Annotated in this window: 13 protein-coding genes; 5 read left to right on the forward strand and 8 right to left on the reverse strand. The window is 62.9% G+C overall.

Translation table 11 applies throughout. The features are described 5' to 3' along the window. Positions 1-178 precede the first annotated feature (178 nt). Genes RGV33_RS18260 through RGV33_RS18280 form a run of 5 tightly spaced genes read right to left on the reverse strand, consistent with a single transcriptional unit; the run spans position 179 to position 5,588 of the window. Entirely contained in the window at positions 179-994 is an 816-nt protein-coding gene (locus RGV33_RS18260) for a CoA ester lyase (RefSeq protein WP_322145484.1), read from the reverse strand. Positions 995-1,008: 14 nt separating this feature from the next. Further along, a complete protein-coding gene (locus RGV33_RS18265) occupies positions 1,009-2,205 on the reverse strand; it encodes a CaiB/BaiF CoA-transferase family protein (RefSeq protein ID WP_322145485.1) in 1,197 nt (398 codons plus the stop codon). A 9-nt stretch (positions 2,206-2,214) separates the two neighbouring features. Beyond that, on the reverse strand, positions 2,215-3,564 hold the full coding sequence (locus RGV33_RS18270) for an MmgE/PrpD family protein (protein WP_322145486.1): 1,350 nt from the start codon (positions 3,562-3,564) through the stop codon (positions 2,215-2,217). A 10-nt stretch (positions 3,565-3,574) separates the two neighbouring features. Next, the gene (locus RGV33_RS18275) at positions 3,575-4,738 is read right to left on the reverse strand and encodes an acyl-CoA dehydrogenase family protein (RefSeq protein WP_322145487.1); all 1,164 of its coding nucleotides are present in this window, start codon (positions 4,736-4,738) and stop codon (positions 3,575-3,577) included. A 31-nt stretch (positions 4,739-4,769) separates the two neighbouring features. Then, a complete protein-coding gene (locus RGV33_RS18280; RefSeq protein ID WP_322145488.1) occupies positions 4,770-5,588 on the reverse strand; it encodes an FAS1-like dehydratase domain-containing protein in 819 nt (272 codons plus the stop codon). A gap of 128 nt (positions 5,589-5,716) precedes the next feature. On the opposite strand from RGV33_RS18280, the gene RGV33_RS18285 reads away from it, so the two are divergent. From RGV33_RS18285 to RGV33_RS18300, 4 genes are all read left to right on the forward strand, one after another. Next, positions 5,717-6,628, forward strand: a complete 912-nt coding sequence (locus RGV33_RS18285) for a LysR family transcriptional regulator (RefSeq protein ID WP_322145489.1) — start codon at positions 5,717-5,719, stop codon at positions 6,626-6,628. Between the two features lie 43 nt (positions 6,629-6,671). After that, positions 6,672-7,160, forward strand: coding sequence for a GFA family protein (locus RGV33_RS18290; protein WP_322145490.1), 489 nt, complete (start codon positions 6,672-6,674; stop codon positions 7,158-7,160). 94 nt (positions 7,161-7,254) lie between these two features. Beyond that, complete coding sequence (locus tag RGV33_RS18295) at positions 7,255-9,078, forward strand: serine hydrolase domain-containing protein (RefSeq protein WP_322145491.1); 1,824 nt, start codon at positions 7,255-7,257, stop codon at positions 9,076-9,078. Positions 9,079-9,084: 6 nt separating this feature from the next. Further along, positions 9,085-9,888 (forward strand): MipA/OmpV family protein, encoded by an 804-nt coding sequence (locus RGV33_RS18300; RefSeq protein ID WP_322145492.1) that lies wholly within the window; start codon positions 9,085-9,087, stop codon positions 9,886-9,888. 132 nt (positions 9,889-10,020) lie between these two features. On the opposite strand, the gene RGV33_RS18305 is transcribed toward RGV33_RS18300, so the two are convergent. Both RGV33_RS18305 and RGV33_RS18310 read right to left on the reverse strand, forming a co-directional pair. Then, on the reverse strand, positions 10,021-11,298 hold the full coding sequence (locus tag RGV33_RS18305; protein ID WP_322145493.1) for an ATP-binding protein: 1,278 nt from the start codon (positions 11,296-11,298) through the stop codon (positions 10,021-10,023). Then, the gene (locus RGV33_RS18310; protein ID WP_322145494.1) at positions 11,299-12,006 is read right to left on the reverse strand and encodes a winged helix-turn-helix domain-containing protein; all 708 of its coding nucleotides are present in this window, start codon (positions 12,004-12,006) and stop codon (positions 11,299-11,301) included. Between the two features lie 154 nt (positions 12,007-12,160). On the opposite strand from RGV33_RS18310, the gene RGV33_RS18315 reads away from it, so the two are divergent. After that, the gene (locus tag RGV33_RS18315) at positions 12,161-13,366 is read left to right on the forward strand and encodes an MFS transporter (protein WP_322145495.1); all 1,206 of its coding nucleotides are present in this window, start codon (positions 12,161-12,163) and stop codon (positions 13,364-13,366) included. On the opposite strand, the gene RGV33_RS18320 is transcribed toward RGV33_RS18315, so the two are convergent. Further along, complete coding sequence (locus tag RGV33_RS18320) at positions 13,322-13,924, reverse strand: tRNA-(ms[2]io[6]A)-hydroxylase (protein ID WP_322145496.1); 603 nt, start codon at positions 13,922-13,924, stop codon at positions 13,322-13,324. The genes RGV33_RS18315 and RGV33_RS18320 overlap by 45 nt on opposite strands. Positions 13,925-14,043 lie beyond the last annotated feature (119 nt).

Here is a 14,043-nt window from a genome sequence, read left to right on the forward strand (position 1 = left end):
AGATACCTGCGTTCGGCGTGGACGAACGCCGACCTGGCAGACAACCGAGATCAACTGTAGGAGCTGGCTTGTGTGGGAGCTGGCTTGGCTGCGATGCAGGCACCTCGGTGCTTCAGACAAACCGAGTTGATCCCATCGCGGGCAAGGCCGGCTCCCACACAAGCCCGTTCCCACATGTTTACGGTTGTGCGGCCAGCAGTCTTTGGGCCCGCAGCAACACCGGCGCATCCACCATCTGCCCGTCCAGTTGATACGCCCCTGCCCCGTGGGCACCGGCCTCCACCACCCGCTTGGCCCACGCCAAGTCCTCGGCACTGGGGGCCAACGCCTGATGAATCACCGCCACTTGTTTGGGGTGGATACACAGCGCGCCGGCAAACCCCATTTCGTAGGCATGCCGAATCGAGCGGCGCAGGCCTTCAGGGTCGTCGATGGCCGGGTGCACGCCATCCAGCGGCGCCACCAGCCCGGCGGCGCGTGAATGCACGATCAGTGCGAGGCGCGCCTGGTCCAGGGCAAATTGCGCGGCCGCGGAACCGCGGCTCAGGTTCAAGTCCAGCGCCAAATCCAGGCCACCGAATGACAGGCGCTCCACCGACGGTGCACGAGCAATTTGCGCCACCGCCAGCAAGCCCCGTGCACTCTCGATAATCGGCCAGATGACCTTGCCCGTTGCGGCCACCACGGCCACTTGGGCCGCGCTTTCAACCTTGGGCAGCAGAACCCCCGCAACCCCGGCATGCGCCTGACAAAATGCCACATCGGCAAAATGCTCGGGATGCTCCGGCGCGTTGATCCGCACCCACACCCGCGCCGCTGGCGTCGCCTGCAAAAACACCCCGAGGTTGTCCCGGGCCTGGCGCTTGAGCGGCTCTTCCACCGCGTCTTCAAAATCCACAATCACCGCATCGGCGCCACTGGCCAAGGCCTTGGCAAACCGTTCCGGTCGGCTGCCGGGTACAAACAGCGCAGAGCGCACAAGAGAAGTTGGCATCGCTCAGTTCCTTATCAGATAACGCCGCGTGTACGCAGGCTGTCGATGGCTTCAGCGGAATAACCCAACTGGTCGAGAATTCCCTGGCTGTGCTGCCCCAGGCCCGGCACTGCGTCCATGCGCGGGGTAAACGCGGCATTGCGCGCCGGTGGCAGCAACGACGGTAACTTGCCCGCCGGGCTGTCGACTTCACGCCAGCTGTCGCGGGCCTTGAGCTGCGGGTGGTCCCACACGCCCTGCATGTCGTTGACCCGGGCGCTGGCGATTTGTGCGTCTTCCAGGCGCTGGATCACGGCCTCGGCGCTCATCTGCGCGAAGCTGTCGACGATGATCTGGCGCAGCACGTCGCGGTTTTCCGAACGCTTGAAGTTCGCCGAGAAACGCTCGTCTATCGCCAGCCCAGGGGTGAGCAGCACCTTGTCGCAGAACGCCGCCCATTCACGCTCGTTCTGCAAACCGAGCATCACCGTGCCGCCGTCGCCGGTGGGAAACGGCCCGTAGGGGTAAATGGTCGAATGCGCCGCACCCGCTCGCGGTGGCTGGGGCGCGCCGTCGAACGCGTAGTACATCGGGTAGCCCATCCACTCCACCAGGCTTTCCAGCATGCTCACGTCGATACGGCTGCCCTGCCCGGTTTTGCCCCGCAGCAACAGCGCCGAGAGGATGCCGCTGTAGGCGTACATCCCGGCGGAGATGTCGGCGATCGAGCAGCCGGCCTTGGCCATCTGGTCTTCGCCCGGGCCACCGGTCACCGAGAGGAAGCCGCCTTCGCTCTGGATCAGCAGGTCGTAGGCTTTCTTTTTCTCATAAGGCCCGCCCTCGCCGTAGCCGGAGATATCGCAGACGATCAGACGCGGGAAACGCGCATGCAGCGCCTCGAATGACAAGCCCATGCGCGCTGCTGCGCCCGGCGCCAGGTTCTGCACCAGCACGTCGGCGTCGGCCAGCAAGGTTTGCAGAATGTCCCCGGCTTCGTCGCGCTTGAGGTCCAGGGTGAGGCTTTCCTTGGAGCGGTTGGTCCATACGAAATGCGACGCCAGGCCTCGTACGCGCTCGTCATAGCCACGGGCAAAGTCACCGGCGCCGGGGCGCTCGATCTTGATCACACGGGCGCCAAGGTCGGCCAACTGGCGGGTGCAGAACGGCGCGGCAATCGCATGTTCCAGGCTGACGACAGTGATGCCGTCCAGCGGTCGTTGATTAGCAGTCATGACAGTTCCTTAAAGCCAGTGAGCCAGGGACACGGCGTTGCGCAGATTCCAGACTTTTTCGATCAGCCCGGCGGTTTGCGCGGGCGTGCGGGCGCCGCTGAATTGGGTCAGGCGCTGGAATTTGTCGGCCAGCTCGGCGCGGCTCAGGGTATTGCCTGGGTCGCCCTTGGGTTCGTCGATGGCGCCGTGCAAGGTGCGGCCATCGGCGGTGGTCACGACCACCCGGCCCAGCCAGCGCTGCGGGTAGGCACCGTCGACCTCGGCGTCAAGGGTCATCGAGACCTTGTCGCGAAATGCCGACACCGCTGCATCGTTGAGCGCCAGTTCGTGAAATTCGGTCAGCCCGGCCTTGCCATGTACGGCAATCAACCCCAACACGGTGCCCATGGAAAACTTGGCCTGGTGCACGGTCTGCGGCAGCGTCACACGGCCCAGTACATCAATGGCGCCTTGGTGAACGCGGGTTTGCACATGGGTGATTTGGTCATGACTGAGCCTTTCGCGCTGCATCAGGTCCAGCAGCGCATCCGCCGCTGGGTGGGTATGGCGGCACGAAGCATGGAACTTGAACGAGGTTTCCAGCAGCGCCCAACGGCTGCCGAGGCGGTCCGACAACTTGCCTGGAGCGGCATCGGTGGACATGCCCGCCGCCATGCCCTGGTCGCCTTCCAGGATATTGCGCGCACCGGTCAGCCCGTCCGCCGTCAGGTAAGCGGCCAACAACCCATCGGCAGCCGCCTTGGCGGTGTGCAGTTGCTTGGAGTCGGCGGCATCGCGCAGGAACTCCCACAAACCGGCCGCCTGAGTACCGGCACTGCCCAGCAGGTTGATGAACTGCTCTTCGTTGAAGTCGAGCAGTTTGCCCACTGCAACCGCCGCCGCGAGGGTGCCGACGGTGGCGGTGGTGTGGAAGATCCGGTAGTGGGAACGCCCCATGAATTCACCGATGCGAATCCCGGCTTCGTAACCGGCTACCGAGGCCAGCAGCAGCTCGCGACCGGACTTGCCGAGGTCTTGCGCCGCCGCGAATGCGGCAGGAAAGACTACGGTCGCCGGGTGCAATACCGAGCTGTTGTGCAGGTCATCCTGCTCCACCAGGTGCGACGACGCGCCGTTCACCAGTGCGGCAAAATACGCACTGCTGCTGGCGCCGTTGACGATGATCTGCGCCGGACCTTCGGCCGGCCCCATCGTGCGCGCATACCGCTCGAACAGCGGGATCGGGTGCGCGCCCTGGCTGGCCAGCGCCGAGGCGAGCCAGTCGAGAAACAGGTCTTCAGTGCGGGCGAGCAACTCGTCCGGCAATTGTTCGTACTGCAACTGGGCAAGGAACCGGCACAACGCTTGGGTATGGCTCATGGTCGGCGCCTCAAAAGCTGCGTGGCAGCTCGAGCAAATGCTCGGCCACGTACGACAGGATCAAGTTGGTGGAGATCGGCGCGACTTGGTACAAGCGGGTCTCGCGAAACTTGCGCTCCACATCGTATTCGCAGGCAAAACCAAAACCGCCGTGGGTTTGCAGGCAGGCGTTGGCAGCTTCCCACGAGGCCTTGGCCGCGAGGTACTTGGCCATGTTTGCGCTGGCCCCGGCATTGGCGCCGCTGTCGTACTCCTCACAGGCACGCCAGCGCATCAGGTCGGCCGCTTCGATCTCGATATGCGCTTCGGCAATCGGGAACTGCACGCCCTGGTTCTGCCCGATCGGCCGGCCAAACACCACACGGTCGCGGGCATAGGCGCTGGCCTTTTCGATAAACCAGCGGCCGTCGCCGATGCACTCGGCGGCGATCAGGGTGCGCTCGGCGTTGAGCCCGTCGAGGATGTAGCGAAAGCCCTTGCCCTCCTCACCAATCAGGCTGTCCAGCGGCAACTCCAAGTTGTCAAAGAACAGCTCGTTGGTCTCGTGGTTGACCATATTGGCGATGGGCTGCACGGTCAGGCCGTTGCCGATGGCTTCGCGCAGGTCGACCAGGAAGATCGACATACCCTCGGATTTTTTCTTCACCTCGGCCAGCGGCGTGGTGCGCGCCAGCAGGATCATCAGGTCGGAATGCTGCACCCGCGAGATCCACACTTTCTGGCCGTTGATCACGTACTTGTCGCCACGCTTGACGGCGGTGGTCTTGATCTTGGTGGTGTCGGTGCCGGTGGTGGGCTCGGTCACCGCCATCGATTGCAAGCGCAGTTCGCCGCTGGCGAGCTTGGGCAGGTAGAAGCTTTTTTGCGCTGCGCTGCCGTGGCGCAGCAAGGTGAACATGTTGTACATCTGCCCGTGGACGGTGCCGGAGTTGCCACCGCAGCGGTTCACTTCTTCCAGGATCACCGACGCTTCTGCCAGCCCGAGGCCCGAGCCGCCGTACTCTTCGGGGATCATCGCCGACAGCCAGCCGGCTTCGGTCAGGGCCTTGACGAAGGCTTCGGGGAAGCCTTTTTCTTCATCAACCTTGCGCCAGTAGGCGGCGTCGAATTCAGCGCACAGTGCGCGCACGCCTTCGCGGATGGCATTCAGTTCTTCGTTGTCATTGGGATTCATCAACGGCTCTCCGCCTGTTGTTCTTGGAGGTTTATTCGAAATGCAGTTCGGCGCGCTGGGCCAGGCCGCCAGCGTTGCCGGCCCAGAGTTCAGCCACGCCAGGCGCGGTGATTCGCCCACCGACTTCAAACGGCTGCGGGGCGATCAACGGCCGCACGCCGCGATACGAGAAACGGCGCAATGTGGCCCCGGGGTTTGCCCGGCAAAACGCACGCAGACTCAAGGTGGCGATCAGCGGCCCATGCACTACCAGCCCCGAATAACCTTCGGTGCCGGTGACATAGGGATAGTCGTAGTGAATGCGGTGGCCGTTGAAGGTCACCGCGCTGTAGCGGAACAGCAGGGTTGGCGTTGGGTCGACGGCTTCGCGCCAATCGCCTTCAGGCAACGCGTCACCATTGCCCTGCTTGGGCGGCGTGGGTTCGCGGTAGACAATGTCCTGTTCTTCGCGCTGGGCCAGGCGGCCGCCCTGGGAGTAGTCGTGGCGCACGGTGACAAACAGCAGCGAGCCGGAGCGGCCGGTTTTTTCTTCCACCTGGGTGATGGTCGACACGCGGGTGGCGGGCTCACCGGCACGCAACGCATGGAAGAACTCAATGCGCCCGCCGGCCCACATGCGGTTGCGGTTATCGGCCGGCGGCAGGAACCCGCCACGGGCCGGATGGCCGTCACCGCCCAGGGCCGATTCGGGCAGCGGGTCCTGGAAAAAGCACCATTGCCACAACGGTGGAACCGCCTCGCCGTCTGCCGGTACCGCTTCGCCAAAGGTGGCAGCGATGCGTTTGAGCAGGTTGTGGCTCAAGTGGTCGTGGGCTGTTTCGCTACGGCCGATCCAGTCTGTGGCGCTCATCAGGTGCATGTCCTCGGGCAGGGAATCTGAACCGGATGATGCTGGGCCGTGGCCGTTCTGAGAATTTGCATTTCAATAAAGCAGCGTTCGGCTATGCTGAACGCCGCTGACCGAAACCGGAGCCTTCCATGCACTTTGATCTGGCTGACTTACGCCTGTTTATCCATATCGCCGAGTCCCCGAGCCTGACCCAGGGCGCCAAGCGTGCCTTCCTCTCGCCGGCCGCCGCCAGTGCGCGGATCAAGGCCCTGGAAGGTCAACTCGACACACGGCTGCTGTACCGCGACAGCCGTGGCGTGGAGATCACCCCGGCGGGCGAACGGCTGTTGCACCATGCGCGGTTGATCATGCGCCAGGTGGATTACCTGAAAAGCGAGTTCACCCAGTACGGCATCGATTCGGCCGGGCACATCCGCATCTTTGCCAACACCACTGCCGTAACCGAGTTTCTCCCGGAAGTACTGGCCGGCTTCCTGTCCCAGCGTCCCGGTGTGACCGTAGACCTGCAGGAGCGGCTGTCACGGGACATTGTGCGAGGTGTGCTCGATGGCACCAGTGACATGGGCATCATTGCCGGCCCGGTGGAAGCGTCGGGCTTGCAGGTGTTGCACTTCAGCACCGACCATCTGGTGCTGACGGTGCCGGTGGGGCACCCGCTGGCGGGCCAGCCTTCGGTGACGCTGGAGCAAACCCTGGCCTATCAGCATATCGGCCTGCATGACGGCAGCACGCTGTTGAGCTTCCTGCGCGAGCATGTGGAGCGGCTGGGCAAGCACCTGTCGCTGCGCATCCAGATGTCGAGTTTCGAAGCGATTTGCAGGATGGTCGAGGCTGGCGTGGGTATCGGCATCATCCCCGAGTCGGCGGCGGTACGGCACAGCCGGACGATGCAGTTGGTGACGGTGAAGCTGGATGAAGCCTGGGCGGTGCGTGAGCGCAGTATCCTGGTGCGCGAGCTTGAGGCGCTGCCGGGGACTATTCGGGCGCTGATCGCGACCTTGATGCCGGAGAAGGAACCCCCACGCCTGGCGAACGCCTAAGGTGTTGTGAAGGACATCCACCTTGTGTAAAGGAGATCAGGCCATGCAACTTGAAGGTTCCTGCCATTGCGGCGCGGTTACGTTCAGCCTCGAAAGTACTCATCCGTACCCCTACCAGCGGTGCTATTGCTCGATTTGCCGCAAGACCCAAGGCGGCGGCGGGTATGCGATCAACCTTGGGGGCGACGCCAACAGCCTCAAGGTACGGGGGCGCAAGGCAATTTCGATTTATCACGCACGGATGAAGGCCCCGGGTGATAGCCGGGCGCATGCGAGCACGGCCGAGCGGCATTTTTGTTCACAGTGTGGCTCGGGGTTGTGGTTGTTCAGCCCGCAGTGGCCGGAGTTGATTCATCCGTTTGCTTCGGCGATTGATACGCCATTGCCGGTGCCGCCCGAGCATACGCATTTGATGCTGGGGTCGAAGGCGCCGTGGGTGGAAGTCAGCGTGCGCAAGGGCGACCTGCAGTTCGAAGAATACCCACAGGAATCCATTGCCCAGTGGCATGAACGATTGGGCCTGGGCAGTTAACAGTCTTTGACAGTTTACCGACAAAGCTGGCAAAGACTGTCGACCGCCCTGCCCCTAGCATTTGAGCATCCAAACCACCCCCAGGGTGCTCACTATGTTTCGCACATTGCGCAGTATCCCGTTGCTGGGTTGCCTGCTCGGCAGCCTGGGCTGTCACGGCCAGCCACCGGCCCCACCGCCGATCCCCAAGGGCGACTACAGCGCAATCATCCGCTATCTGCAACACCGTATCCCCTATGAGATGGCCAGGCAAAACATCCCCGGCCTGTCCATCGCCCTGGTCAACGGCCAGGAGCTGATCTGGGCCAGGGGCTTTGGCCTTGCCGACAAAGCCCAGGGCATTCCGGTCACCCCGAATACCGCGTTCCGCGCCGGCGCGATCTCCAAACTGCTCACGGCCACCGCCGCCCTGCAACTGGTGGAACAGCAGCGCCTGGCCCTTGATGCGCCGATCCAGGACACCCTGCGTGAGTTCTACGTACGCTCGCGCTTCCATACCGACCAGGGCGCCGCCGACCGCGACATCACCCTGCGCCGCCTGCTCAGTCACCAGTCCGGCCTGCCCAGCGAACACCTGCGTGACCTGCGCAATACGTTCGCCATGAGCCAGATGCCGTTGCGCGTTTCCGGGGTGTGGTTGAGCACGCCCCCGGGAACCCAAGTGGCCTACTCCAACCTCGGTTACGCCCTGGCCGGCGCCGCCATCGAGCGCAGCAGCGGGCAAGACTTCGAGAACCGGCTGCAAAGCAACCTGTTCAAGCCTCTGGAGATGAACCAGTCGAGCTTCCTCGGCACGGGCGCACAACTGGGTTACCGGGCCCTCGGTTACGAGAACGGCACTGCCAGCGTCGACGCCCAGGTGCGCGACCTTGCGGCAGGAGGCCTGTGGACCAGCCCCAAAGATCTCAGCCACTACGTGCGAATGCTCTTCGCCCAGGGCCGCTACAAAGACCAACAGGTACTGGGCAGCGCGTCGATCGACGAAATGTTCGCCCGGCAAAACACCGGCAACGCCCTGGACTTCGACTGCCAGATGGGCCTGGGCTGGTTTCTGGCCCCCTGTGGTGACGAACCGGTTGGCCCCGGCATACGCACCTACCAGCACAGCGGTGGCGGGGATGATTTCGCCGCACAATTGACGGTGCTGCCAGACCAGCAACTGGCCGTGATCGTGATGGCCAACGACAGCAATGCCGAAGAGATGGTGGTGTCCCTGACCACTGACGCCCTGCGCCTGATGCTCCAGGCCCAGACCGGCGACCCGGTGTGTGCCGATAGCTGCCAGGCGCCGACCCACGGCCTTAAAATCCGCCAGGTCCCCGCCGCCATTGACCGCCAGCGCCTGGCCGGGTTCTACGCCACGGCCTGGGGTATTTTCCGTATCAAGGACGAAAACGGCCAGTTGTACGGCGAGTTGGCCGACACCCGTTTTGAACTGCTGCGCGACGGCCAGGGCTGGCTGCGGGCCCAGCAGAAATTCCTCGGTTTCTGGCTCAAGGACCTGGGTGAACTGGGCCGCGTACAGCTGGATGTGGTGACGGTGCAAGGACGCCAGATGCTCACCGCCCGCAGTCATGGCCAGCGGGTGCCCGTGGGCGAGCGTATCGCACAGACGCCTGTGAGCCGCACTTGGGCCGACACCATCGGCACCTATCAAGTGCTCAACACCCACGAGCCCGACGCGCCCTTGAGCGGCATCAGCGTACGCCTGGAAGACGGCTTCCTGGTGATACGCGGCCAATTGCACGACGAACCGCTGACCGACTACATCTTGCTGCCCGTGGACAACGCCCACGCGGTGCTTGCCGGCAACGGCTACGGCCTGGGCGACACCGTGAGCCGCCAGGTCAACGGCCTGAGCGCCTCCGGCTACCACTTCAAACGTACCGACTCCCCCCACAACCCCTTGAGCCTCTGACCTCACATGAAGACCATCACGCACACCAAAAACCTCTGCCTGTCCTTCACGTCGCTGTGCCTGCTGGCCGGCGCTGACACCCTGCTGGCCGACGACTGGGAATACACCCTCAAGGCCGGCGTGGCCAACCTGCCCCGCTACAGCGGCAGCGACGAGCGAGTGACCGCGCCGCTGCTGGGAGCAGCAATCGTGAGCCCGTGGGGGATCTTCCTCGACACCGACAAGGGCCTGGGCTGGGGGTATGACGGCGCCGGTGTGAGTTTGAGTGCCTACATCGGCGCCAGCGGCTCACGCAAGGACGAGAGCAGGAGCGGGCGCCCGGGCTCGAAGAAACTCAAGGGCATGGGCGAGATCAAGACCCGCGCCCAAGTTGGTGTGAGTGGCAGCTATAACCTGGGCGGGGTGGTTGTCGGTGCGACCCTGGAGCATGCGCTTGAGGAGGATGATCACAAAGATGCCGGCAAGGCCTTCACCCACCTGGAACTGAGCCTGGGCAGCAACCTGTATGACGGTGACTACGGTTCCCTGGATGCCAGCGTCAGCAGCCATTTTGGCGACAGCAATTACCTGCAGACGTGGTACGGGGTAACGACCGGCCAGGCCGCGCAAAGTCGCTTCAAGGCCTACAAGACCAGCGGCGGCAATATCAGCAACGGGATGAATTTGGTGTGGAGTCTTCCGATCAGCGAGCACACAAAGCTTTCGACTCTGTTGGATGTGCAGTACCTGGCGGACAAGGCCGGCCAAAGCCCGATTGTGGAGCGACGGTTGCAGACGTCGGTGATGGGGATGGTTGAGTACACCTTCTAAGGTGACAACCCAATCAGAATGTGGGAGCTGGCTTGCCTGCGATACAGACACCTCGGTCTTTCAGTTAGACACGGGTGATGCTATCGCAGGCAAGCCAGCTCCCACAGTTGATCTTCTCAGCCTTCGAGAGGGCTACTCGACATACGCCCAGGTCATCCGGAACGACGCCCCGCCCCACTCCGAATCCAGCACTTCAACCTGCCCGCCGTGCCACTGGCACACCCGCCGCACCAGCGCCAGGCCGAGGCCAAAGCCGCCGGTACGGCGGTCGCGGCTGGCGTCCAGGCGCAGGAACGGCTCGAAAATCTTCGCCCGCCCCTCCATCGGTACCCCGGGGCCGTCGTCATTGACCCGCACTTCATAACCGGCGCCAAACTTCACCAGCGACACTTCCACGCGCCGGTCGGCGTAGCGAATCGCGTTGCGCAACAGGTTGATCACGGCCCGCGCCATAAAGCGCGGTTCGATGCGGATGCAGTCGACTTCGCAGGTGCGCAGCAGCAACTGCACGCCCGCCGCCTCGGCTTCCAGGGCCACACTGCCGATCACGCTGTCGAGCCAGCTGTGGGCCTCGATGCTTTCCCGGGTGATCTGCGTGGCGCCGCGCTCCAGGCTGGCGTAGGTCAACAGTTCCGAGACCATTTCTTCCAGCTCGCCGAGGTCGGCGTACATGTCGGCGATCAGTGCGCGGCTCTCCCGTGGATCGGCCTGTTGCTTGAGCTGGTCGAGTTCAAACGACAGCCGTGCAATCGGTGTACGCAGTTCGTGGGAGACCGCATTGGTCAGTTCACGCTGATTGGCGATCAGGCTTTCGATACGCTCGGCCATCTGGTTGAAGTGGCCCGCCAGCTCGCGCACGGTGGAACGGCGTGGCAGCAGGATGCGCGACCCCAGGTCGTTGTCGCCAAAGCGTTGAGCGGCCAGGCGGATGTGCTCCAGGTCCCGCCAATGGGGCCGTACCCAGAAATACAGTACGATCGCCAGGCACAGGCCAAGGAAGCCATACGCCCACAGGTACAGCCACTTGGGTTCTTCAGGCAGTTTGATTTCCAGCAGTTGCTGGCCGCCGTCGATGCTGGCGATGAACTCCATGAAATCACCGCGCACCACCAACAGCCCACCCGCCAGTAATTGCTGCTCGCGCTCGGTCAGCTTGAGGCTGTCCTGCTGCACCAGGGCCAGGCGCAGCCCGTAGTGCGGTTGCAACTCGGCCAGGCGGGCCGTGCGCGCTTCACCGGCCAGCGGCCGCAATTGCTCCACCAACCCGTACGCCGGGCCGCGCAGGGCTTCACGGTTGTAGGTTTCGTTGGCCTCCGGCAGCAACTCATCGAAGGTGTAGTTCACCAGCCAGATCGCCCCTGCCAAGCCAATCGCCAGGATGATATACAGCCGCAGAAACAGCCTTAACATCTAAACCTCCCAGGCGAACGGATTGAACAGGTAGCCCTTGCCCCAGATTGTCTTGATGCACACCGGTTCCCGGGGGTTGTCGTTTAGCTTGCCGCGCAGCTTGCTGATGTACACGTCGACGCTGCGATTAAGCCCGTCAAAGGCAATCCCGCGCATGCGGTTGAGAATGTCATCGCGGGAGAGGATTTTCCCGGCGGCGCTGGCGAGCAACCACAGCAGTTCGAACTCCATGGTGGTCATGTCGATCTTCTCACCGCCCAGGCTCACCACCCGGCAACTGCGATCAATGGCCAGCCGGCCGAACTCAAGGGCGCCGCGCACTGTAGGTTCCGGTGTCTGGCGCCGCTGCAGGGCACGCAGGCGGGCCAGCAGCACCGGCGGCTTGATGGGCTTGATCACATAGTCGTCGGCACCGGATTCCAGGCCGAGGATGTGGTCCAGGTCGTCTTCCTTGGCTGTGAGGATCACGATCGGCGTGTCGGACACATTGCGAATTTCGCGGCACACATGCAGGCCGCTTTGGCCGGGTAGCATCAGGTCGAGCACGACGATCTTGGGCTTGAACTCCAGGAACGCCGCCAGCGCCAGGTCACCCCGGTGCACGGCCAGCACCTCGAAGCCATGCTGGGACAGGAAATGGGCGATCAGCCCCGCCAGCTTCTGATCGTCCTCCACGAGCAATACTTTGCCGAGACCCAAGTTATCCATAATTTTCCAGTGCGCGCGCGGATTGAAGTGCAGGCATTATAGGGTGCAGCCGGCTAACCAGAGCAGGCGGCCATCACTGGCCGACGAAGCTTCATGCTTTTAAGAGTTTTTAACAAATAGCCTGCAATCTTTAACGCCATTCACAGGGAGTTGTATGCGCAAGGATTACCTGGCGTTCTTTATTTCGATGTTTTTGTCACGCCTGGCTGACCAGACCCTGTTGTTCATCGTGCCGTTGATCGTGTTCCAGACCACCAACAGTGTGTCCTGGGCGGGCCTGGCCTTTTTTGTCGAGTCCTTGCCGCGTTACCTGTCGTTTCCGGTGTGCGGGGCATTGTGCGACAAGTACCCCGCCGTGCGCATCCTGCATATCAGCCAGGTTTTCCGGGCGTTGGCCTGCGTGGTGGCGGTGCTGTTGTACGGGATGTTTGACGGGATTTACTGGATTGTCATGCTTTCAGCGCTGTGTGGCGTACTGACCACCCAAGGCATCATGGCCCGGGAAGTGCTGCTGCCGCATGTCTTCAAGCACTACAGCTATGCCAAGACTTTGTCCTATTCACAAATCGCCGACCAGGCCGGGCTGGTGCTGGGCCCCTTGGTGGCCGCGCTGATGCTGGAAATAGGGGCCTGGCACTGGGTGGTACTGGGGATTGCCGGGCTGTTCCTGCTGGCGGACCTGGCGATGCGTATCTGGCAACGCAACACCACGGTCAACCTTCAGACCTTCGAACAACACAAAGACATTTGGCTGCAACCGTTGCGCATAGCCTTCAGGCATATCCGCGACCTGCCGGAGCTGAAAAAAATCATCGCCCTGGCGGTGGGCGTGAACCTGATCATCGGCGTCACCCTGGCGACTTCGGCCGCGCTGGTCATCGGTCAATATGCCGCCGGCAAGGACGCCTACGCCGGGTTGCAGGCAGCGGGCGCCGTGGTGACCATCGCCATCCTGTTCTACCTGGCGCGTGCTTCGCTGCCGCTCAAGGTGCTGGGCGGCTTGTCATATTCGATGATTGCCGCGGGAGCGCTGGTGACCGCCATCAGCCCGAATATATGGGTTTATACCGTGGGTTTCCTGCTGGTGAGCGGTTTTGACAAGATGTTCAATGTGTACATCCGCAGCACCCGTCAACGGGTGATTCCGGTCCAGGACTTTGGCAAGACGGTGGGTGTGTTGACGTTGCTCAACAACCTCTCGCAGCCATTGGCCGGGTTGTTGATTGCACTGCTGGCAGCGCCGCTGGGGACGCAAAAGGTGATCCTGATACTGGCCGGGATCACCGCGCTGATCGGTGGGCTGGTGTACGTGGTGTCAGGCCGGCACGCCGCTGTGAAAGCGGAACTCGACGTCCGGTGACTCGATCAGCTCCTGCTCGGCGGCGCGCACCCGGTCGATGACCTGGGCAATGTCCTTGGCGTCGCCGTACTGGTAAGCCAGTTTCAGGTAACCCTGGAAATGCCGGGCCTCGCTTTTGAGCAGGCCGAAGTAGAACTTGCCGAGTTCCTCGTCCAAATGCGGCACCAGCGCTTCGAAACGCTCGCAACTGCGGGCTTCGATAAAGGCGCCGACCACCAGGGTGTCCACCAGCTTTACCGGCTCATGGCTGCGTACCACTTTGCGCAGACCCGAGGCGTAACGGCTGGCAGAGAGCTGGCGCAGTTCAATCTTGCGCTTCTTCATCAGGCGCATGACTTGCTCGTGGTGCACCAACTCTTCGCGGGCCAGGCGCGACATCAGGTTGATCAGGTCGACGTGGGAATGGTACTTGGCGATCAGACTCAAGGCGGTGCTGGCGGCCTTGAATTCGCAGTTCTTGTGGTCGATCAGCAGGGTTTCCTGGTCGGCCAACGCGGCCTGGACCCAGCCGTCGGGGGTGCGGCAACCGAGGAATTCGTGGATTTCTGGCAGGTTCATCGGGCTCACGGGCAAAGATTCACAAAAGGCCGGCGATTATACCGACCGCGCCGCAGACCGCCAGCCACTGGGCTTGATGTGCATCAACATGACGTGAGCCGGGCAGCAACTATAGTTGT

It is taken from the genome of Pseudomonas sp. Bout1, from assembly GCF_034314165.1.
Classification (GTDB): Bacteria; Pseudomonadota; Gammaproteobacteria; order Pseudomonadales; family Pseudomonadaceae; genus Aquipseudomonas.